Origin of the sequence: Streptomyces sp. NPDC007189 (assembly GCF_040703635.1) — a bacterium.
In the GTDB taxonomy this organism is placed as follows: Bacteria; Actinomycetota; Actinomycetes; order Streptomycetales; family Streptomycetaceae; genus Streptomyces.
The window spans coordinates 331,404-352,375 of record NZ_JBEYEY010000002.1 but is presented as its reverse complement, the minus strand read 5'-3'; the positions used below and the strand labels follow the sequence as shown (position 1 = coordinate 352,375).

Genomic DNA, 20,972 nt, shown 5'->3' with positions numbered 1-20,972 from the left:
CGGGGCCGTAACACGTCCGACGCACGCTGGCGGCATGGAGACCATCGCCGCGACGCCCACCCACTGCCCGTACTGCGCCCTGCAGTGCGGGATGAACGTCACACCCCTGCCGCAGGGGGGCGCCGAGGTCTCGGAGCGGGCGGACTTCCCGGTGAACCGGGGCGCGCTGTGCGGCAAGGGCCGTACGGCGGCCGAGGTGCTGACGCCCGCGGTACGGCTGACCGCGCCGCTGGTGCGCTCCGGCGGCAGGCTGGTCGAGGCGAGCTGGGCGGAGGCGCTGGACCGGATCGCCGAGCGGCTCGGGGGGATACGCGAGGAGCACGGCGCGGACGCGCTGGGCGTGTTCGGCGGGGGCGGGCTGACGAACGAGAAGGCGTACGCGCTCGGCAAGTTCGCTCGGGTGGTGCTGGGCACCTCGCAGATCGACTACAACGGCCGGTTCTGCATGTCGTCGGCCGCGGCGGCCGGCACGAAGGCGTTCGGTCTCGACCGGGGCCTGCCCTTCCCCCTGGAGGACATCCCGAAGACGGGCTGCGTGATCCTCGTGGGATCGAATCTCGCCGAGACCATGCCGCCGTCCCTGCGCTTCTTCACCGAACTGCGCGAGAACGGCGGCACCTTGATCGTCGTCGATCCGCGCCGGACGCGGACGGCCGAGCAGGCGGACCTGCACCTGGCCCCCCGCCCCGGCACCGATCTCGCCCTGGCGCTGGGCCTGTTGCACCTGGTGGTGGCCGAGGGGCGAACGGACGAGGCGTACATCCGGGAGCGGACCAGCGGCTGGGAGCAGGCGCGGGCGGCGGCGATGGCGCACTGGCCGGAGCACGTGGAGCGGATCACGGGGGTGTCCGTTCCGCAGCTCCGCGAGGCGGTACGGCTGTTCTGCGAGCCGGAGAGCGCGATGGTGCTGACGGCCCGCGGTCCGGAGCAGCAGTCCAAGGGCACGGACACGGTGGGCGCGTGGATCAACCTGTGCCTGGCGACGGGCCGGGCGGGCCGCCCGCTGTCCGGATACGGCTGCCTGACCGGGCAGGGCAACGGGCAGGGCGGCCGCGAACACGGCCAGAAGGCCGACCAGTTGCCCGGCTACCGCAAGCTGGACGACCCCGAGGCGCGGGCGCATGTGGCCGGCGTGTGGGGCGTCGACCCGGACGCCCTCCCCGGCCCGGGACGCAGCGCCTACGAGCTCCTCGACGCCCTCGGCACCGACGTCCGGGCGCTGCTGCTGATGGGCTCCAACCCGGTGGTGTCGGCGCCCCGCGCGGCACACATCGAGCAGCGCATCAGGTCGCTGGACTTCCTCGCCGTCTGTGACGTGGTGCTGTCGGAGACGGCCGAGCTGGCGGACGTGGTGCTGCCGGTCACCCAGTGGGCGGAGGAGACGGGCACGACGACCAGCCTGGAGGGCAGGGTGCTGCTGCGCCGCCGGGCGGTCACCGCGCCGCCCGGTGTCCGCAGCGACCTGTACGTGCTGCACGAGCTGGCGGCCCGGCTGGGGGTGGAGAAGGGCTTCCCGGCCGACGCGGAGGAGGTCTTCGAGGAGCTGCGCCGGGCGAGCGCGGGCGGCCCGGCGGACTACTCGGGGATCACCTACCGGCGGCTGGCGGAGGAGAACGGGGTGTTCTGGCCGTGCCCGTCCGACGACGAGGCGGCCCATCCGGGCACCCCGCGCCTGTTCCTGGACCGTTTCGCCACGCCGGACGGCCGGGCCCGGTTCGTGCCGGTGGCCCACCGGCCGACGGCGGAGGAACCGGACGCCGAGTACCCGCTGCTGCTGACCACCGGCCGGGTGGTGGCGCAGTACCAGTCGGGCGCCCAGACCCGCCGCGTACCGGAACTGAACGCTGCCGCGCCGGGCCCCTTCGTGGAACTGCACCCGCGCCTGGCGGCCCGGATCGGCGCGGCGGAGGGCGACCCGGTGGCGGTGGTCTCCCGGCGGGGACGGGCCGTGGCACCGGCGAGGATCACGACCGCGATCCGCCCGGACACCGTCTTCATGCCCTTCCACTGGCCGGGCGAGGGCCGCGCCAACACCCTCACCAACCCCGCCCTCGACCCCACGTCCCGGATGCCGGAGTTCAAGTCGTGCGCGGTGCGGGTGGAGGCCGTACCCGGGAAGTAGGCCGGCTCCCGGCTTGCGGAAGTCGTCGTCAGCGGCGGGACAGCCAGTCGCCGCTCTCTATGGGGGTGCCGGTGGCGCGCAGGTGGGCGGCGACGGGTGGGGCGGCCAGGTAGACCCAGGCGAGGGTGGTGGTGCCGTCGGCGCGTGCGACCGCTCTGGCGGCGCGTTCGTAGAGGTTGCGAGGGTCGCCGGGGGTGTACTCCTCCAGGCGGTCCAGGGCGGCGAGCAGATCGGGGTACGACTCGGGGCGGGCGGTGATCAGTTCGCCGTGGATCTCGGCGCCGGGATGTTCCACGGCGTAGGGGTAGCCGGGGCCGTCGTAGAGGGCGGCGCCCCGCAGGCGGGCCGGTTCCTCCGACGCGGTGCGGTCCCGCAGGAACAGGTCGTGGTTCGGTTCGCCGGGGCGGAGCGTGCCGTAGACGAAGAAGGGCAGCGGGGTTCCGGGCCCCTCGGGCTCCTCAGTGATCACGGAAACGATTCTGTACCCCCTTCGGCTCCACACACATCTCCATGAAGGGGCTATGGACATGACATGTCAGGGCTCCTTAAATCACTGGGGACAGCGCCGCCCCCCACGCCCAGCCAGGCGCTTCCCCCGAGGAGATCGATGAGCCGGATAGGCCAGCACGTCCGAGGATCCCGTCGTCTCGCCACCACCGCCGGCGTCGCCGTCACCACCGCGACACTGCTGTCCGTGGCCCTTTCCCCCACCGCCCACGCCGACGCCAGACCGACCCGGGCCACCGCGATCCAGAACGCGGCGTCCGCGCTCCTCGCCCACGCCACCAGCCTGGGCCTGACCTCCGCCGAGCAGACCAGCGTCCGCGACGTGATCGTGGACACCAACGGCACCCAGCACGTCCGCTACGACCGCACCTACCACGGACTGCCCGTACTGGGCGGCGACTTCGTGGTCCACCTCGCCCCCGACGGCGCCTACCGCAGCGCGAACCGGGCCACCCGCGGGACCCTGTCTTTGGACTCGGTCCTCCCGACGGTCCCGGCGACCAAGGCCGCCGACCTCGCCGTGAACGCGCTGCGCGCCGTCCACCTCGGCGACGCGCTCAGGCAGGTCAAGGCCAGGCCCGAGCTGGTCGTCGACGCCCTGCACGGCGCCCCGAAGCTCGCCTGGCGCACCAACGCCGTCGGCCTGGACTCGCTCGGCAACCCGGTCGCCCGCACCGTGCTGACCGACGCCCGCACCGGCCGTCAGATCGACGCCTGGGACAGCATCGAGACCGCCGCCGGTGACGGCAAGTCCCTGTACAGCGGGACGGTGCCGCTGGAGACGACGCAGTCGGGGTCGTCGTACCAGCTCAAGGACCCGACGCGCGGCAACACCTACACCGGTGACGCCGGGGGCAAGACGGACCTGTGCGTCCTCAGCGTCTGCCTCAGCCGGGCGCCCGCGGACCTGTTCACCGACGCGGACAACCACTGGGGCAGCGGCACCACCGCCGACCGCGCCTCGGCCGCCGTCGACGCCCAGTACGGCACGGACATGACGTGGGATTACTACAAGAACGTCCACGGGCGCAACGGCATCGGCGGCGACGGCAAGGGGTCGTACAACCGCGTCCACTACGGCAGCAACTACAACAACGCCTTCTGGGACGACAGTTGCTTCTGCATGACGTACGGCGACGGGGACGGGACCACGTTCGGGCCGCTGGTCGCCCTCGACGTCGCCGGGCACGAGATGACGCACGGCGTCACCTCCAAGACGGCCGCGCTGACCTACTCGGGCGAGTCCGGCGGGCTCAACGAGGCCACCTCGGACATCCTCGGCACGATGGTGGAGTGGTACGCGAACAACCCCTCCGACCCCGGTGACTACCTCATCGGCGAGAAGATCGTGAAGCCCGGCTTCGGCCAGACCGCCCTGCGCTACATGGACAAGCCGTCCAAGGACGGCAACTCGGCGGACTACTGGAGCAGTTCGGTCGGCAACCTCGACGTCCACTACTCCTCCGGCGTCGCCAACCACTTCGCCTACCTGCTGGCGGAGGGCAGCGGCCCGAAGACCATCAACGGGGTCAGCTACAACTCGCCGACGTACAACGGCTCCACGGTCACCGGCATCGGGCGGGACAAGGTCGGCAAGATCTGGTACCGGGCGCTGACGGTCTACATGACCTCCTCGACGAACTACGCGGGGGCGCGCACGGCGACCCTCAACGCCGCCAAGGATCTGTACGGCGCGGGCAGCACGGAGTACAACGCCGTGGCCGCGGCCTGGAGCGCCGTCAACGTGAACTGAGCACCGAACGAACCGGGACCCGCACGGAACGCGGCAGGCCGGCGCCGGGACGGGCGCCGGCCTGCCGCGTTCCGGCGCACTCCATTCGTGTTCTCTTCGCACAGCCATTTCATCGACCCCTGCGCGTCGCCTGTGACCTGCTGGAACACGTCGGCGGCTAGTCCGTGTGGGGGGCGGGGGGCGACACCCGTTCACCGCATTCCTGACGTCTCGTCAGGGAGCGGACGCGGGCCGGAGCCAGTTACCTCGGAAGGGCAGGGCACACACCAGCCGGACAAGCTCTGGGGAGCACCCATGCTACGCACCGCCCGTCTGCTGACCGGTACCGCGCTCGTCGTGGCGGCCGCGGCGCCCGCCTGGGCCGGTACCGGCAGCCTGGACGTGTACCCCGCCACCGTGGCGCCCGGCGGCCAGGTCACGGTGAACACCGCGGCGTGCGGCGAGAAGGGTTCGGCGGTCGGGGACGCGGGCGCGGTCGGCGCCGGCACCTTCACGCTGGCGCCCAGCGCGCACAAGGGCGAGGCGATCGGTCAGTTCCAGGTTCCGCCGGGTGCGCAGCCTGGGACGTACGAGATCGTCGCCAAGTGCGCGGAGGGGGGACGGCAGGTGACGGGCGACCTGGTGGTCGCGGTGAGCGCGGCGCACGAACAGGTGCAGCCGCGGGGAAGCATGAAGACGGGGGTCGGCGGCGCACTCGGCACCGACCCCGTGCAGACCACGGCGGGTGTGGCGGCACTGGCCGTCGCCGCCGCGGGCGGTACCTGGCTCCTGCATCGCCGGGCGAGAGGCGACGGGATCTGACGGACACCCTCCGCTGTCCGTCCACCGGTACCGCAACGTCCCACCCCCTCCGGGTCCGAAGCCCCTCGCGGCCCGGAGGGGGAGGGACCACCCAGCGGACTCCGCCTCGGGCAAGTCCCGACAGGCGGCGCCGGAAGCCCGGGAAAGCCGTCGGGACACCCCGGAAGCCATCGGGGCCCACAACGACAGACGCCGGGGCGCACCCCGAAAACCATCGGGGCCCACCCTCGGCAGCCGGCGGGGCTCGCCACAGCAGTCGCCGCGGCCCGCCTCGGCAGCCGGCGGGCCCGCCACAGCAGACGTGGGGGCACCCGGGAGCCATCAGGGGCGCGCTCCAGCAGACGCCGGGGCACACCCCGAAAGCCATCGGGGGCTGCCGCAGCAGTCGGCGGGCCCGCCACAGCAGACGTGGGGCACCCCCGAAGCCATCGGGGCCGCTCCAGAGGCGTCGGACACGCCCCGGAAGCCATCCGGGGATCCACCCCGGGAGCCGCCGGAGAACCGCCGGGCGCGGGGCCGGCCCGGGAGTCCGGGGATCAACCTACGGGAGTCCGGGAAGGTCCCTCCGAGCCCCGGAAGGTCCCCCGGGAGCCCTCGCAGGGCGCCGCCGGAAATCTCGGGGTTCCCCCGGGGAGGCCCCGGCACCCCCGGAGGCCGCCCCCGCAGGTCTTCCGGGTTCGCCTCCGGGTCCCCGGAGGGCCGCCGTCAGGAGTGCTCGGGGTCTGCCTTCGGAGAGGTTGGTATGCGCAGGAGAAGCAGGCACGACAGGCTCGGCGACACCGCGATAGCCGCGGTCACCGTCGTGGCGCTCGGCTCCGGGGTGTGGCTGCTCGGCGGCGCCAGCGGGACGCACGCGCCGCCCCAGCCGGCCGCCGTCGAAGGCCGCCCGGAGCCGGGAGGCGCGCGGTCCGCCGCCCCCGCCCTCGCCCCGTCCGTGCCCACCCGCATCCGGATCCCCTCCATACGCGTGAACGCCCCGCTGATGGGCCTGTCCCTCACCCGCTCCGGAAGCCTGGACGTGCCGCCCGCCCAGAACAAGAACCTGGCCGGCTGGTACGAGGCCGGCACCATGCCCGGCGAGACCGGCACCGCGGTCGTCGCCGGCCATGTCGACAACGCCGAGGGCCCCGCCGTCTTCTACGACCTCGGCGCGCTGAAGCGGGGCGCCCGTGTCGACGTGGACCGCCGGGACGGCTCCGTGGCCGTGTTCACGGTGGACGCGGTGGAGGTGTACGCGGCGAACAACTTCCCCGACGACAAGGTGTACGGCGCCGCCCCCCGCCCCGAACTCCGCGTCATCACCTGCGGCGGCGGCTACTCGAAGAGCACCGGCTACCTGGGCAACGTCGTGGTGTTCGCGCACCTCACCGGGAGCCGCTGACAGACCCGGCACCGGGCCCGCCGGCCTGCCGCCCCGCTACGCCGCCCACTGCTCGTACGCCAGGTTCGCCACCAGCGCGAAGACGACCGTCAGCAGCACCACCCGGACGAAGCCGCTGCCCTGTTTGAGCGCGGTGCGGGCGCCGAGGGTGCCGCCCGCGAGGTTGAAGACGGCCAGCAGGGCCGCCAGCTTCCACAGGACCGTGCCCTGCCAGGAGAACATCGCCAGCGCGCCGGCGTTGGTGCAGCAGTTGACGATCTTCGCGGTGGCGGAGGCGGTGACCAGGTCGAGCCGGAGCAGCGCGGTCAGGGCGAGCACCAGGAAGGTCCCGGTGCCGGGGCCGATCAGGCCGTCGTAGAAGCCGATGCCCAGTCCGGCCAGGCCGATCGCGGCGAGCCTCTGCCGGCGGGTGGCCGGTCCGGGCGCCGGAGCCGTGCCGAAGGACGGGCGCAGGATCACGAAGGCGGCGACCGCGAGCAGCACCACCATGATCACCGGCTTGAGGACGTCCGTGCTCATCCCGGCCGCGAGAAAGGCGCCCGCCGAGGAACCGGCGAGGGCGGCGAGCCCGATGCGCACGGCCGTCCCGACGTCCACCGGCGCCCTGCGGGCGTACGTCACCGCCGCCCCGCTGGTGCCGACGATCGCGACGGCCTTGTTGGTGCCGAGCGCCCACGCGGCCGGGGTCGCCGGCGGCAGCCCGAGCAGCAGGGCCGGCAGGAGCAGCAGCCCGCCTCCGCCCACCACCGCGTCGATCCACCCGGCCGCCAGCGAGGCGGTGCACAGCAGGGCCACGGTCGTCATGGGTATGTCGGACATGATCGCGACCTTAACCTCGGCGCCCGGGAGGGCGTGGGGCCGTATCGCCATGCGGCCCGCCGCGACGAGGGTCCCCCGCCCGGACGGCCGTATCGGCCTGCGGCCCGCCGCGACGGCAGTCCCCCGCCCGGGCCGCGACCAGCCCCGACGGCGCCGCGCCCGAAAGACGACCCCTCGCCTCCCGCACCTCACAGGCCGACGCGCCGCAGGCTGAGGGCAGCGTTCCTCACGGGAAACAGACGTGATGCGGCCGGGTAACGTCGGCACCGCACGCTCAAGGACATGACCTCGAATACGCGTGTGGTGGTGATCGGCGCCGGCCTCGCGGGCGTACGGCTCGCCCGGCGGCTCGGCGAGCTGGGCACGCCCGCGCTGCTCGTCGGCGAGGAGGAGCACCCGCCGTACAACCGGGTGCTGCTCGCGGAGGTGCTGGCCGGCCGGTACGCCCCCGAGGTGATCGGCCTGCCCGCGCCGGACGGACTGCTGCGCGCCCGGGCCACCGGCATCGACCGCGGCGCCCGGACCGTCGAGTGCGCCGACGGCTCCTCGATCGCATACGACACCCTGGTTCTCGCCACCGGATCCAACCCCGTGCTGCCGCCGCTGCGCGGCCTGTTCACCCCCGATCACCAACTGCCCGAGGGCGTCCACGCGTTCCGCACCATGGACGACTGCCTGGGGCTGGCCAAGGCGGTCCGGCCGGGGGTGCGCGCGGTCGTCATCGGCGGCGGGCTGCTCGGCGTCTCCGCCGCCCGCGCGCTCGCCGTGCGCGGCGCGCAGGTGGTCCTCGCCCAGCAGGCCGAGCGGCTCATGGAACGCCAGCTCGACCCGGACGCCTCCCGGCTGGTGCTGCGGCACCTCACCGACCTGGGCGTCGAGGTGCACACCGAGTGCCGGGTGCGGGACGTGCGCTGCATCGCGGGAGCCGTCCGTTCGGTGGAGCTGGCCGACGGGTACGCGCTCGACGCCGACCTCGTCGTCCTGGCCTGCGGGGTGCGCCCGCGCACCGGGCTCGCCGAACAGGCCGGCCTCGCCGTCCACAAGGGCATCCTCGTCGACGACGAGCTGCGCACCTCCGACCCGCACATCCACGCCGTCGGCGACTGCGTCCAGCACGACGGCACGGTCTACGGCCTGGCCGTACCCGCGCTGGAACAGGCCGAAGCGCTCGCCGAGCTGCTCGCGGGCGACGCCGGCGCCCGGTATTCCGGCACGCGTTCCCTGACCCGGCTGACCCTCACCGGCCCGGGCTCCCCCTTCGACCTCGCCGCGTTCGGCGAGACCGAGGCCCGCCCCGGCGACGACGTGGTGCGGCTCGCCGACGCCACCCGCGGCACCTACCGCAAGGTCGTCGTCCGCGACGACCGCCTGGTCGGCGGGGTCCTCGTCGGCGAACTCGGCACCGTCGGCGCGCTCGCCCGCGCCTGGGAGGGAGCAGAGCCGCTCCCGACGGACGGCGGCCCCCTGCTCCACCTGCTCACCAACGACGGAGGCTCCTGATGTCCACGGACACCACCCCCACGATCGTGCTCGTCGGCCACGGCATGGTCGGCCAGCGCTTCCTCGAAGCGCTCGCCGAGCGCGGCCTGACCGCCACGCACCGCGTGGTCGTGCTGTGCGAGGAGCCGCGCCCCGCCTACGACCGTGTCGCCCTCACCTCGTACTTCTCGGGCAGGAGCCCCGAGGAACTGTCGCTGACCGACCGGGAGTTCATCGACGCGCACGGCATCGAGCTGTACGTCGGCGATCCCGCCGAGACGATCGACCGCGCGGGCAGGAAGGTGACGGCCAGGTCCGGCCGGGTCTTCGCGTACGACACCCTCGTGCTGGCCACCGGCTCCTACCCGTTCGTGCCGCCGGTGCCGAACAAGGACGCCGAGGGCTGTTTCGTCTACCGGACCATCGAGGACCTGCTCGCCATCGAGGAGTACGCGAAGACGCGGGCGACGACCGGCGCGGTGGTCGGCGGCGGCCTGCTCGGCCTGGAGGCGGCCGGTGCGCTCAACGGGCTCGGACTGACCACGCACATCGTGGAGTTCGCGCCGCGTCTGATGCCGGTGCAGGTCGACGAGGGCGGTGGCGCGGCGCTGCTGCGGACCATCGAGGGCATGGGCCTGACCGTGCACACGGGCGTGGGCACGCAGGAGATCGTCACGGACGCCTCCGGCGCCGTCACCGGCATGAAGCTGTCCGACGGCTCCGAACTGGCCACCGACATGGTGGTGTTCAGCGCCGGTGTGCGCCCGCGCGACCAGCTGGCCCGGGACTGCGGCCTCGCCGTCGGCGAGCGCGGCGGCATCACCGTCGACGAGCAGTGCCGTACCGTCAGCGACCCGCACGTCTTCGCGATCGGCGAATGCGCGCTGGCGGCGGACGGCCGGGTGTACGGCCTGGTGGCGCCCGGGTACGAGCAGGCGGAGACGGCGGCGGCCACCATCGCCGAGGACGAGGCGTCCTTCGCGGGCGCCGACCTGTCCACCAAGCTGAAGCTGCTCGGCGTGGACGTGGCCTCCTTCGGCGACGCGCACGGCACCGCCGAGGACTGCCTGGACGTCGTCTACTCCGACTCCCGCGCGGGCCTGTACAAGAAGCTGGTCATCGGCCCGGACGGCACGCTGCTCGGCGGCATCCTGGTCGGCGACGCCGAGGCGTACGGCACCCTGCGCGCGCTGACCGGTTCGGTGCCCCCTGTCTCCCCCGAGTCGCTCGTCCTGCCCGCCGGAGCCGGCTCGGGGGCTCAGCTCGGCCCGTCCGCCCTGCCGGACGAGGCGATCATCTGCTCCTGCCACAACGTCAGCAAGGGCACCATCCGGGGCGCGGTGACGGAGCACCAGTGCACCACCGTGCCCGAGGTGAAGAAGTGCACCAAGGCAGGCACCGGCTGCGGCTCCTGCGTGAAGGTGCTCGGCCAGCTGGTCGACGCCGAGCTGGAGGCCTCCGGGATCGAGGTCGACAAGGGCCTGTGCGGCTGCTTCTCCCAGACCCGCGAGGAGCTGTACGAGATCGTCCTCGCCCTGCGCATCACGTCGTACCAGGAGCTGCTGGACCGGTACGGCCGTGAGGGCGCCCGGGGCGGCGACGGCTGCGAGGTCTGCAAGCCGGCGGTCGGCTCGGTCATCGCCTCGCTCGCCCCGACGATCGGCGCGAGCGGCTATGTCCTGGACGGCGAGCAGGCCGCCCTGCAGGACACCAACGACCACTTCCTGGCCAACCTGCAGAAGAACGGCTCGTACTCGGTGGTGCCGCGCATCCCCGGCGGCGAGATCGCGCCCGAGAAGCTGATCGTGATCGGCGAGATCGCCCGCGACTTCGGCCTCTACACGAAGATCACCGGCGGCCAGCGGATCGACATGTTCGGCGCCCGGGTCGAGCAACTGCCGCTGATCTGGGCGAGGCTGGTGGACGCCGGGTTCGAGTCCGGCCACGCGTACGGCAAGGCGCTGCGGACCGTGAAGTCCTGCGTGGGCTCCACCTGGTGCCGGTACGGCGTGCAGGACTCGGTGAAGATGGCGATCGACCTGGAGCTGCGCTACCGGGGCCTGAGGTCGCCGCACAAGCTGAAGTCGGCGGTCTCCGGCTGCCAGCGCGAGTGCGCCGAGGCCCAGTCGAAGGACTTCGGGGTGATCGCCACCGCGAGCGGCTGGAACCTGTACGTCGGCGGCAACGGCGGCGCCACCCCGCGCCACGCCGACCTGCTGGCCCAGGACCTGTCCGACGCCGAACTGGTCCGTCTGATCGACCGGTTCCTGATGTTCTACATCCGCACCGCCGACCGCCTGGAGCGCACCTCGACCTGGCTGGAGCGCATCCCCGGCGGCCTCGACCACGTGCGGGACGTGGTGGTGCACGACTCGCTCGGCATCTGCGACGAGCTGGAAGCACTGATGCGGGCGCACATCACCCACTACCGCGACGAGTGGGCGGAGACCATCAACGACCCGGAGAAGCTCGCCCGGTTCGTGTCCTTCGTGAACGCCCCGGACACCCCGGACCCGGTCGTCGCCTTCGTCCCCGAGCGCGACCAGATCAAGCCCGACCTGCCGCTGCTGAACATCGGCATGCGGCCCGCCGACGACGTCCTGGAAGGAAGCGCCCGATGACCCTGGCTGTCGAGACCACCGATGTGAAGGTCCAGCTCCGAGTGGCGGAGGGCTGGTTCACCGCCTGCGACCTGAGCGTGCTGACGCCGGGCCGCGGGGTGGCCGCCCTGCTGCCGGACGGCCGCCAGGTGGCCCTCTTCCGGGACCGCGCCGACCGCCTGTACGCCGTCGACAACCGCGATCCCTTCACCGGCGCCGCCGTCCTCTCCCGCGGTCTGACCGGCACCCACGCCGGCCGCCCGTTCGTGGCCTCGCCGCTGCTGAAGCAGCGCTTCGACCTGGTCAGCGGCCAGTGCCTGGACGACGCGGAGGTGCGGGTGGCTGCGTACGAGGTGCGCGCGGCCTGAGATTGCTTGACTGATCGTTCCAGAAAAGCCTAGGCTGCGGTGCGTGGCCAGGACCAAGGAGTTCGATCCGGACGCCGCGCTGCAGTCGGCCCTCGAGCTGTTCTGGCGGCGCGGCTACGAGGCGACGTCGATGGCCGACCTGGTCGAGCACCTCGGCATCGGCAGGGCGAGCCTGTACGCGACCTTCGGCAACAAGCACGACCTGTACCTCAAGGCGCTGGCGCGCTACGAGGAGTCGGGGCTCTCGGTGATCGTGCGGGAGCTGTCCCAGCCGGGCCCCGCCCTGCCGGCCGTCCGCGCGGTCGTACGGCGCTATGCGGCGGAGGCCGCCGACGAACGGCTGCGGCTGAACGGCTGCCTGATCACCAACACGGCCGCCGAGCTGGCCCCGCACGACCCGGCCGCCGCCCGGCGCGTCGAGCGCAACTGGGACCACCTGGAGACACTGCTGCACTCCGCGCTGGTCCGCGCCCAGAGCCAGGGCGAGCTGCCGGCCGGCCGCGATCCGCTCGCCCTGGCCCGCACCCTGCTGGTGCTGATGCAGGGCCTGCGGGTCGTCGGCAAGGCGTCGGCGGACCCGGCGCGGGTGCGGGACGCGGCGGAACAGGCACTGGCGCTGCTCGACTGAGCCATCCGGCCGGGCAGCGCCCTTTTTTTCACTTGATATTGAATCGATCGGTCAAAAACAGGGGGATCATCATGACGCACCGCTTCACCGGCCGGACGGCCCTCGTCACCGGCGCGGGCTCCGGCATCGGACGGGCCGTCGCCCTTGCGTTCGCCGCGGAGGGCGCCCGGGTCGTCGTCGCCGGGCGGCGACGGGAGCCGCTGGAGGAGACTGTCACGCTCATCGAGGAACAGGGCGGCAAGGCCCTCGCGGTGAGCGCCGACGTCTCCCAGGCCGCGGACGCCGAGGCGCTCGTGCGGGCCGCCGTGGAACACTTCGGCTCGCTCGACGTGGCGGTCAACAACGCCGGTGTCTTCCGCGGCGGGCAGCCCCTCGCCGACCTGCCGGAGCAGGACTGGCACACCCAGCTCGCGACCAACGTCACCGGCGTGTTCCTGGCCCTCCAGGCGCAGATCCGGCAGATGCGCGCCCAGCCGGCGGGCGGCGCGATCGTGAACGTCTCCTCCACCTTCGGCCTCCACACCGCCTCCCCCGGCGCCGCCGCCTACGCCGCGACCAAGGCCGCCGTGACCGCGCTCAGCCGGGGCGCCGCCCTGGACCACATCCGGGACGGCGTCCGGATCAACGTGGTCAGCCCCGGCGCCACCGAGACCCCCATGTCCCTGCGCCCCGGCGAGACCGAGGCGGACCGCGCCGAACGCGCGAGGGCCACGCTGCCGCTCGGCCGCATCGCCACCACCCGGGAGGTCGCCGCCGCCGTCCTCTACCTCGCCTCGGACGACGCCGCCTCGGTCGTCGGCACCGACCTGGTCGTGGACAGCGGCGCCACGCTGTAGCCGGGGCCGGCCCTCACGCTGGGGGTCAGTCGATCCCGGAGCGCTCCACCCCGGCCACGATCCACCGCTGGAAGCACAGGAACACCACCAGCAACGGCAGGATCGACACGACGGCCGCGACGAAGAGTTCGTGCAGCCTGATCACCTGCGACGTCGTGAACGACGACAACGCCACCTGCACCGTCCAGGCGCTCTGGTCCTGCCCGATGACCAGGGGCCACAGGAAGGAGTTCCACGCGCCGAGGAACACGATCGTGCCGACGGCGGCGAACACCGGCCGCGCGTTCGGCACGACCACCAGCCAGTACGTGCGCCAGTACCCGAGCCCGTCGACCTGCGCCGCGTCCTCCAGTTCCCGTGGGAAACCCAGGAAGTACTGGCGGAAGACGAAACAGGCGAACGCGGAGAACAGCGTCGGCACGATCAGCCCGCGCAGGGTGGAGATCCAGCCCAGCGACGACACCAGCACGAAGCTCGGTACGAACGTGACGGCGGCCGGGACCAGCAGGGTGCCCAGGATGCCGTAGAAGACCTTGTTCGCGTGCCGGTACGGGATGCGGGCGAGGCCGTAGCCGGCGAGCGAGGCCAGGAGCAGGGTGCCCAGCGTGGTCGCGACCGCGATCAGCGCGGAGTTGACCAGGGAGCGGGCGAACGGGACGGACGGATCGTCGAACAGCTCCCGGACGTTGCCCCACCTCACCTCGCGCGGAAAGAAGGTCCATTCGGGCGAGGTGATGTCCTGCTCGCGGGACAGCCCGTTGCGGAGCAGCAGATAGAAGGGGATCAGGAAGAGCAGGGCGAGCGCGATCAGCAGCACCAGTCTGAGCGCCCGCCCGGCCCGCACCAGGGCCTCATCCATCGGCGTCCGTCCTTCCCAGCCGCAGCCACCGGGCCTGGCCCACCGTGACGACCGCGATGATCAGCGCGAGGATCACCGCGCCCGCGCTGCCCAGGCCGAGGTTCTGCCCCTGGCCGAGGGCGGTGTAGTAGAGGTAGACGAGCGGCGGCCGGGCGTACGGCGGGTAACCCCGGGCGTCGGACAGCAGGTTGTAGAACTCGTCGAAGGCCTGGAAGGCGTTGACGACGAGCAGCAGCAGCACCGCGACCGAGGTGGCCCGCAGCTGGGGCAGGGTGATGTGGCGCAGCACCGTCCAGCCGGGCCGGGCCCCGTCCACGGCGGCCGCCTCGTACAGCACCGGGTCGATCCGCTGCAGCCCGGCGAGGAAGAGGATCATGTAGAAACCGGCCTGCAGCCACAGCCGTACGGTCACGATGACCAGCCAGTACCAGGGCGGATCGGTGGTGGACAGCCAGGCCACCGGGTCCCCGCCGAACCACCCGAGGACGGTGTTGGCGAGCCCGAACCGCACCCCGTTGAAGAGTGACATCTTCCACACCAGCGCGGCGACGACGTAACTGCACGCGGCGGGGAGGAAGAAGACCGAGCGGAAGAACGCGCGGGCGCGCCTGAGCCGGTTGACCATCAGGGCCAGGGAGAGCGAGAAGACGTAGGTGACCGGCACGATGAAGGCCGTGAAGACGAGGAAGGTCTTCAGGCTGTCGACGAACGCGTCGTCCCGCAGCATCGCCGTGTAGTTGTCCAGGCCGACGAAGTGCGTGGGCGTGACCGTGTTGTGGGCGTCGAAGAAGCTGAGGCCCACGCTCCACAGCAGCGGAACGTAGGTGAACACCGCGAGCCCGAGCGCGAAGGGCCCCACGAACACCCAGAACCACAGGGTCCTGCGCCGCCTCACGAGTTCTTCTTCGCGTTCTTCACGCGGTCGAGTTCGGCGGTCACCTTCCGTACGACGGCCCGCAGTTCGCTCTCGGGACTGGCTCCGCTCCTGATGATCCGGCTGAGGGCGTCCTGGTAGGCGGTCTGGGCGGCCGGCGTCCACAGCAGGGGCTGGGCGTAACCGTGGTCGGTGGTGAAGCGCACGGCGTCGGCGGCGGCGCCGGAGCGCAGCTTGGCGGCCTTCTTCGCGAGGGAGATCCGGGCCGGGATGTGAAAGCCGTACGACAGCGCGAAGTCCTCCTGGAAGTCGGTGCGTTCGACCCACAGCCAGCGCACGAACTCCTTGGCGGCCGCCTTGTGCCTGCCGCGCGCGCTGACGGCGGAGCCGTACGCCCCCACGGGTACGGAGGGCCGGCCCGCGCCGCCGTCCTTCGGGAAGGGCAGGACGCCGAAGTCGTCCCCCAGTTCCTTCTGCACCTGCGGCAGCGCCCACAGTCCGGACCACTGCATCGCGGTCAGCCCCTGGAGGAACGCGGACGGGTCGGACCAGTCGGCGGGCGCGCCGAGCAGGAGGGACTTGTCGGCGTACAGCCGGTGCAGTTTGCCGAGGGTGCGGGCGGCGGCGGGGTCGTCGAAGCCGACCTTGCCGTCCTCGGTGACGAGCCGCAGCCCCGCGGCGTACAGGGGCGTGCCGCCGAGCACGCCCGCTCCGCCGTCGTTGCCGAGGAACAGTCCCTTGACCTTGCCGCTGGTGAGCGCCCGTGCGGCGTCCACGAGCGCGTCGAGCGTGGCGGGCGGCTCGACCCCGGCGTCCTTCAGCAGGCTCTTGCGGTAGTAGAGCATCTGCATGTCGATGACCTGCGGTATGCCCCAGACCCGGCCGTCGTACGTCTTCGGCGTGAGCACGGCCGGATTGAAGTCGTCCTTGACCCCTTCGATCAGATCGGTGAGGTCGACGACCTGCCCACCCTGTATCTGGTCCAGGGTCGGCCCGTTGACCTCGAAGACGTCCGGCCCGGAGTCGGTGAGCAGGGCGGCGGCGGTCTGCTGGTCGTAGTTCCCCGGCCGCCACTGCACGGTCACGTGCGCCTTCTTGTAGGCGGCGGCGTACCGCTGCACGGCCTGCTCGGTGCCGGTCTCGCCGTACTGGTGGTACCACTGGGACAGCCCGGTGCCGGACCCCCCGCCCCCGCGCCCGGTGTTGGACCCGCAGGCGGCGAGCAGCCCGGCCCCCGCCGTGGCCCCCGCGGCCAGCACTCCCCTACGGCTCATCGTCATCGTTGGCGCCCCCTGCCGTCGCTCGTCTTCCTCATCGATGCACGGCCCAACGATCAGCCATGCGTCCTGATTACGGAAGGGGGGCTGTGGCCGTATGCCATCGGTCAGTACGGGCGCCGGGCCACACCTCGGCAGGATCCACGGCGCCCCGGCCCGGAGCGCCGCGGAAAATCACGGTCCGGGCAGATGGCTTTTCCATCCGCCCGGACCCTGAAATCAGACGTTGTTGTTGGTGTTGTTGGCGGTGCGGGCGCCGTTGTTGTTATTGTTGTTGTTGTTGGCATTGGCGCCGTTGTTGTTATTGTTGTTGTTGTTGACGACAACGACGATCTGGAAGCCGTCGTCGTAGAATTCCGCCCAGTCGCCCTCATGATTCTTGACGTCCGACCAGTCGTCGTCATCGTCCTTGGCCTCCGACGGGTCCTCGGCCTCGTCCCTGGCCTCCGACCGGTCCTCCGCCTCACCCTTGACGTCCGACCGGCAGTCGTCATCGTCCTTGGCCTCCGACCGGTCCTCCGCCTCGTCCCTGGCCTCCGACCGGTCGTCGTCATCGTCCTTGGCCTCCGACCGGTCCTTCGCCTCAGCCCTGGCCTCCGACCGGTCCTCGGCCTCGCCCTTGGCCTCCGACCGGTCCTCCGCCTCATCCCTGGCCTCCGACCGGTCCTCGGCAGCGTCAGCGTCATCCTTGGCGACGGTGAAGGTGCCGCTTGAGCGGAAGGTCTTGAGCGAATCATGAGCTGCGGCGTGCGCCATGGGCGCTGACGAGAGACCCACCACTCCGCCGAGCACGATCAGGGCCGCCGTCCTCGCGCCCAGCCGGGAGTGACGCGAGGGAGTACCCTCGCCTTCGGGCCGGTTGCGCGTCGCCTTGCGATTCGGGGACATTTTGCGTCCTCTCTCTCCTCGTATAGCCGAGGAAACTGTCCGATGGGTTCGAGGATGCAAACGTTGAGCTGCATCCAGCTTCAACACGCTTTCCGTGCGAACTGCCTGCGATAACGGTCCGACCTGCATTGTTAGGCCAGATGCTGGCCTGTCTCCGACACGTGGATCAGCACCGATGGCGCCTCTGGAGATCCGGCGATAAAGTAATTGGGCTCACATTTTTCATGACGGCCCGTCAGTTTGCCTGGCAGGCCTTTTCGGCTTGCCGGGCCGTCCGCACGCAGGCCGACGGCCCGTCGTGTGGCCCCCGGCAGCGGACGTCGCCGGTGGGTCGGGCCGCGGCGGGCGGCGTTGGCTTCGGCCAGGGCCACCCGTTTGGCGGGCGTCATCGGCCGGAGGGGCTTCGCTTGCTCGATCAAGTCGAGGTAGGCGACCAGCGGCCCCAGGCGGCGTCGCGGTACTCGGCGTGGCAGGCGGAGACCCAGCAGGTGGATATGAGCCGGTCAGCACACAACAGGGCTCCGGGTGGCCTGATGGGGGGCACGGCGAGGGCACTAAGGCTTCGGACCGGTCCGACGCACGGAGAGGCGGCACCCCCCGCACGGGGTGCCGCCTCTCCTCTTTCGTGCGCCGAAGCCGCCGCCGATCGGTGAGGGTCGGGGACCGGCGGCGGCTTCGGGGTCCTGCGGGGCCGGAAGGGCCTAGCGGTGGTCGCTGCCCTCCGACTGCGTCGCCGCGCGGCCTGCCTCGAGGCGGGCGACCGGGATGCGGAAGGGGGAGCAGGAGACGTAGTCCAGGCCGACCTCGTGGAAGAAGTGGACGGACTCGGGGTCGCCGCCGTGCTCGCCGCAGACGCCGAGCTTGAGGTCGGGGCGGGTGCGCCGGCCCGCCTCCGCCGCCGCCTTCACCAGGGAGCCGACGCCGTCCTTGTCGATCGTCTCGAACGGGCTGACGCCGAAGATGCCCTTCTCCAGGTACGCGGTGAAGAACGAGGCCTCCACGTCGTCGCGGCTGAAGCCCCACACCGTCTGCGTCAGGTCGTTCGTGCCGAAGCTGAAGAACTCGGCCGCCTCGGCGATCTGACCCGCCGTCAGCGCGGCGCGCGGCAGCTCGATCATCGTGCCGATCGCCAGCTTCAGCTGCGTGCCCGTCGCCGCCTCGACCTCCGCGACGACCTTGTCGGCCTCCTCGCGGACGATCTCCAGCTCCTGGACCGTGCCGACGAGCGGGATCATGATCTCGGCGCGCGGGTCGCCCTTGGCCGCCTTGCGTTCCGCCGCCGCCTCGGCGATCGCCCGGACCTGCATGGTGAACAGGCCGGGGATGACCAGGCCGAGGCGTACGCCGCGCAGGCCCAGCATCGGGTTCTGCTCGTGCAGCCGGTGCACCGCCTGGAGCAGGCGGAGGTCGTTCTCGTGCGGCTCCTGGCGGGACTCCGCCAGCGCCACGCGGACCGACAGCTCGGTGATGTCGGGGAGGAACTCGTGCAGCGGGGGGTCGAGGAGGCGGATCGTGACCGGCAGGCCGTCCATCGCCTCGAACAGCTCCACGAAGTCCTTCTTCTGGAGCGGCAGCAGGGCCTTCAGGGACGCCTCGCGCTCCTCCTCCGTGTCCGCCAGGATCAGGCGCTCGACCAGCTCGCGGCGGTCACCGAGGAACATGTGCTCCGTGCGGCACAGGCCGATGCCCTGGGCGCCGAAGCGGCGGGCGCGCAGCGCGTCCTCGGCGTTGTCGGCGTTGGCGCGCACGCGCAGGCGGCGCTTGCGGTCGGCGAAGGCCATCATGCGGTGGACCGCCTCGACCAGCTCGTCCGCGTCGTCGGCGCCGGGGTGCATCCGACCCTCGAAGTACTCCACCACCGGGGAGGGGACCACCGGGACCTCGCCCAGGTAGACCTTGCCGGAGGAGCCGTCGATGGAGATGACGTCGCCTTCCTCGACGACGTGGCCGCCGGGGACCGTCATACGGCGGCGCTTGGTGTCGACCTCCAGCTCCTCCGCGCCGCAGACACAGGTCTTGCCCATGCCGCGGGCCACGACGGCCGCGTGGGAGGTCTTGCCGCCGCGGGAGGTCAGGATGCCCTCGGCCGCGATCATGCCGTCCAGGTCGTCGGGGTTCGTCTCGCGGCGGACCAGGATGACCTTCTCGCCGGAGCGGGACCACTTCACGGCCGTGTACGAGTCGAAGACCGCCTTGCCGACCGCCGCGCCCGGCGAGGCCGCGATGCCGCGCGCGACCTGCTCGACCTTCGCGTCCTCGTCGAAGCGCGGGAACATCAGCTGGGCGAGCTGGGCGCCGGTGACGCGCTGGAGCGCCTCCGTCTCGTCGATCAGGCCCTGGTCGACCAGCTGGGTGGCGATGCGGAAGGCGGCGCCGGCGGTGCGCTTGCCGACGCGGGTCTGGAGCATCCACAGCTGACCGCGCTCGATCGTGAACTCGATGTCGCAGAGGTCCTTGTAGTGGTTCTCCAGCGTCTCCATGATCTGCATGAGCTGGTCGTACGACTTCTTGTCGATCTTCTCCAGCTCCGCCAGCGGGACGGTGTTGCGGATGCCCGCGACCACGTCCTCGCCCTGGGCGTTCTGCAGGTAGTCGCCGTAGACGCCCTGGTGGCCGGAGGCGGGGTCGCGGGTGAAGGCGACGCCGGTGCCGGAGTCGGGGCCGAGGTTGCCGAAGACCATCGAGCAGACGTTGACGGCGGTGCCCAGGTCGTGCGGGATGCGCTCCTGGCGGCGGTAGAGCTTGGCGCGCTCGCCGTTCCACGAGTCGAAGACCGCCTTGATGGCGAGGTCCATCTGCTCGCGCGGGTCCTGCGGGAAGTCCCGGCCGGCCTCCGCCTTGACGATCTTCTTGAACTTGGTGACCAGCTTCTTCAGGTCGGCGGCCTCCAGATCGGTGTCGACCGTGACCTTCTTGGCCTCCTTGGCCGCCTCGAGGGCCTCCTCGAAGAGGTCGCCGTCGACGCCGAGGACGGTCTTGCCGAACATCTGGATCAGGCGGCGGTAGGAGTCCCACGCGAAGCGGTCGTCGCCGGCCTGCTTGGCCAGGCCCTGAACCGACTTGTCGGACAGGCCGATGTTCAGGACCGTGTCCATCATGCCGGGCATGGAGAACTTGGCGCCCGAGCGGACGGAGACCAGCAGAGGGTTGTCGGGCTGGCCCAGCTTCTTGCCCATACGGGCCTCGAGCGCCTCGAGGTGCGCACTCACCTCGTCACGCAGTGCCGCGGGCTCCTCGCCGCTCTCGAGGTAGACCTTGCAGGCCTCGGTGGTGATGGTGAAGCCGGGAGGGACCGGCAGACCGAGGTTGGTCATCTCGGCGAGGTTGGCGCCCTTGCCGCCGAGGAGGTCCTTGAGGTCCTTGTTGCCCTCGGTGAAGTCGTAAACGAACTTCACTACGTGGGGTCCTTTGTTTTCCGACACGGGTCTCGACTCCTTGAGGCCGCGGTGGCTGCCCTGACGGCGAGGAACATACCCAGATCGAAGGAACATCGGTACGTCCACTTGTGCGTCATGCGCCTGTAACCAGTCGTCCGCCAGCGGATCGAAAGTCAAGGCTTGGCAAGCCGACACCGTCGAATGTGTTCACTTCTTGAATACAACTACCTCCTGAAGACCTCTCTTCCGCTCACATGAGCGGCCATCCCGCACGTCTGAGTTCGATCGATGAACGATCAAGGGGTGGCACCCAGTGCCACCCCTTGGAGAAGTGCAGTCGCCCAAGATCCGCTCATCTGAGCGCAACCCTTATCAAGGGTGGCGAGAATCACGCTGCCACAGC

16 protein-coding genes are annotated in these 20,972 nt (G+C 71.5%); 9 read left to right on the top strand and 7 right to left on the bottom strand.

From position 1 onward, the window contains the following. The first annotated feature begins 34 nt into the window (after positions 1-34). Complete coding sequence (locus tag AB0950_RS04690) at positions 35-2,122, top strand: molybdopterin oxidoreductase family protein (RefSeq protein WP_366777788.1); 2,088 nt, start codon at positions 35-37, stop codon at positions 2,120-2,122. Between the two features lie 28 nt (positions 2,123-2,150). Here the strand turns inward: AB0950_RS04690 and AB0950_RS04685 are convergent, their stop codons facing one another. Continuing rightward, a complete protein-coding gene (locus AB0950_RS04685) occupies positions 2,151-2,591 on the bottom strand; it encodes a gamma-glutamylcyclotransferase family protein (protein WP_360570941.1) in 441 nt (146 codons plus the stop codon). Between the two features lie 138 nt (positions 2,592-2,729). On the opposite strand from AB0950_RS04685, the gene AB0950_RS04680 reads away from it, so the two are divergent. From AB0950_RS04680 to AB0950_RS04670, 3 genes are all read left to right on the top strand, one after another. Then, positions 2,730-4,382: a M4 family metallopeptidase gene (locus tag AB0950_RS04680; RefSeq protein ID WP_360144177.1), complete on the top strand. Its 1,653-nt coding sequence runs from the start codon at positions 2,730-2,732 to the stop codon at positions 4,380-4,382. A 294-nt stretch (positions 4,383-4,676) separates the two neighbouring features. After that, on the top strand, positions 4,677-5,183 hold the full coding sequence (locus tag AB0950_RS04675; RefSeq protein WP_360570939.1) for a hypothetical protein: 507 nt from the start codon (positions 4,677-4,679) through the stop codon (positions 5,181-5,183). Positions 5,184-5,925: 742 nt separating this feature from the next. Continuing rightward, positions 5,926-6,564 (top strand): class F sortase, encoded by a 639-nt coding sequence (locus tag AB0950_RS04670; RefSeq protein WP_360570937.1) that lies wholly within the window; start codon positions 5,926-5,928, stop codon positions 6,562-6,564. 36 nt (positions 6,565-6,600) lie between these two features. On the opposite strand, the gene AB0950_RS04665 is transcribed toward AB0950_RS04670, so the two are convergent. Further along, positions 6,601-7,383 (bottom strand): TSUP family transporter, encoded by a 783-nt coding sequence (locus AB0950_RS04665; RefSeq protein WP_360144186.1) that lies wholly within the window; start codon positions 7,381-7,383, stop codon positions 6,601-6,603. A gap of 282 nt (positions 7,384-7,665) precedes the next feature. Between AB0950_RS04665 and AB0950_RS04660 the strand changes: the two genes are divergently transcribed. The 5 genes from AB0950_RS04660 to AB0950_RS04640 all read left to right on the top strand — a co-directional run bounded on the left by AB0950_RS04660 (position 7,666) and on the right by AB0950_RS04640 (position 13,294). Continuing rightward, positions 7,666-8,883: an FAD-dependent oxidoreductase gene (locus tag AB0950_RS04660; RefSeq protein ID WP_360570933.1), complete on the top strand. Its 1,218-nt coding sequence runs from the start codon at positions 7,666-7,668 to the stop codon at positions 8,881-8,883. Then, the gene (gene nirB / locus AB0950_RS04655; protein WP_360144192.1) at positions 8,883-11,483 is read left to right on the top strand and encodes a nitrite reductase large subunit NirB; all 2,601 of its coding nucleotides are present in this window, start codon (positions 8,883-8,885) and stop codon (positions 11,481-11,483) included. The genes AB0950_RS04660 and nirB overlap by 1 nt, the downstream gene beginning before the upstream one ends. Then, a complete protein-coding gene (gene nirD / locus AB0950_RS04650) occupies positions 11,480-11,830 on the top strand; it encodes a nitrite reductase small subunit NirD (RefSeq protein WP_360144195.1) in 351 nt (116 codons plus the stop codon). The genes nirB and nirD overlap by 4 nt, the downstream gene beginning before the upstream one ends. A gap of 43 nt (positions 11,831-11,873) precedes the next feature. Further along, positions 11,874-12,458, top strand: a complete 585-nt coding sequence (locus AB0950_RS04645; RefSeq protein WP_360144198.1) for a helix-turn-helix domain-containing protein — start codon at positions 11,874-11,876, stop codon at positions 12,456-12,458. A gap of 71 nt (positions 12,459-12,529) precedes the next feature. Continuing rightward, positions 12,530-13,294: a glucose 1-dehydrogenase gene (locus tag AB0950_RS04640; protein ID WP_360144201.1), complete on the top strand. Its 765-nt coding sequence runs from the start codon at positions 12,530-12,532 to the stop codon at positions 13,292-13,294. Positions 13,295-13,319: 25 nt separating this feature from the next. Here the strand turns inward: AB0950_RS04640 and AB0950_RS04635 are convergent, their stop codons facing one another. From AB0950_RS04635 to ppdK, 5 genes are all read right to left on the bottom strand, one after another. After that, positions 13,320-14,153 (bottom strand): carbohydrate ABC transporter permease, encoded by an 834-nt coding sequence (locus tag AB0950_RS04635; RefSeq protein WP_360144204.1) that lies wholly within the window; start codon positions 14,151-14,153, stop codon positions 13,320-13,322. Continuing rightward, entirely contained in the window at positions 14,146-15,048 is a 903-nt protein-coding gene (locus AB0950_RS04630; RefSeq protein WP_361990621.1) for a sugar ABC transporter permease, read from the bottom strand. The genes AB0950_RS04635 and AB0950_RS04630 overlap by 8 nt, the downstream gene beginning before the upstream one ends. Beyond that, positions 15,045-16,307: a sugar ABC transporter substrate-binding protein gene (locus tag AB0950_RS04625; RefSeq protein WP_366777787.1), complete on the bottom strand. Its 1,263-nt coding sequence runs from the start codon at positions 16,305-16,307 to the stop codon at positions 15,045-15,047. The genes AB0950_RS04630 and AB0950_RS04625 overlap by 4 nt, the downstream gene beginning before the upstream one ends. A 216-nt stretch (positions 16,308-16,523) precedes the next feature. After that, positions 16,524-17,060 carry a hypothetical protein gene (locus tag AB0950_RS04620; protein WP_366777786.1) on the bottom strand — a complete coding sequence of 179 codons (537 nt, stop codon included), beginning with the start codon at positions 17,058-17,060 and terminating at the stop codon, positions 16,524-16,526. Positions 17,061-17,893: 833 nt separating this feature from the next. Then, positions 17,894-20,614 carry a pyruvate, phosphate dikinase gene (ppdK, locus tag AB0950_RS04615; protein ID WP_360144216.1) on the bottom strand — a complete coding sequence of 907 codons (2,721 nt, stop codon included), beginning with the start codon at positions 20,612-20,614 and terminating at the stop codon, positions 17,894-17,896. Between the last annotated feature and the right edge of the window lie 358 nt (positions 20,615-20,972).

Bases quoted from the DNA above. Each gene is read 5' to 3' on its own strand.
- nirB (WP_360144192.1), top strand. From the start codon at position 8,883: ATGTCCACGGACACCACCCCCACGATCGTGCTCGTCGGCCACGGCATG.
- AB0950_RS04660 (WP_360570933.1), top strand. From the start codon at position 7,666: ATGACCTCGAATACGCGTGTGGTGGTGATCGGCGCCGGCCTCGCGGGC.
- AB0950_RS04635 (WP_360144204.1), bottom strand. From the start codon at position 14,153: ATGGATGAGGCCCTGGTGCGGGCCGGGCGGGCGCTCAGACTGGTGCTG.
- AB0950_RS04620 (WP_366777786.1), bottom strand. From the start codon at position 17,060: ATGGCGCACGCCGCAGCTCATGATTCGCTCAAGACCTTCCGCTCAAGC.
- AB0950_RS04665 (WP_360144186.1), bottom strand. From the start codon at position 7,383: ATGTCCGACATACCCATGACGACCGTGGCCCTGCTGTGCACCGCCTCG.
- AB0950_RS04625 (WP_366777787.1), bottom strand. From the start codon at position 16,307: ATGACGATGAGCCGTAGGGGAGTGCTGGCCGCGGGGGCCACGGCGGGG.
- AB0950_RS04640 (WP_360144201.1), top strand. From the start codon at position 12,530: ATGACGCACCGCTTCACCGGCCGGACGGCCCTCGTCACCGGCGCGGGC.
- AB0950_RS04670 (WP_360570937.1), top strand. From the start codon at position 5,926: ATGCGCAGGAGAAGCAGGCACGACAGGCTCGGCGACACCGCGATAGCC.
- AB0950_RS04675 (WP_360570939.1), top strand. From the start codon at position 4,677: ATGCTACGCACCGCCCGTCTGCTGACCGGTACCGCGCTCGTCGTGGCG.
- AB0950_RS04690 (WP_366777788.1), top strand. From the start codon at position 35: ATGGAGACCATCGCCGCGACGCCCACCCACTGCCCGTACTGCGCCCTG.
- AB0950_RS04680 (WP_360144177.1), top strand. From the start codon at position 2,730: ATGAGCCGGATAGGCCAGCACGTCCGAGGATCCCGTCGTCTCGCCACC.
- nirD (WP_360144195.1), top strand. From the start codon at position 11,480: ATGACCCTGGCTGTCGAGACCACCGATGTGAAGGTCCAGCTCCGAGTG.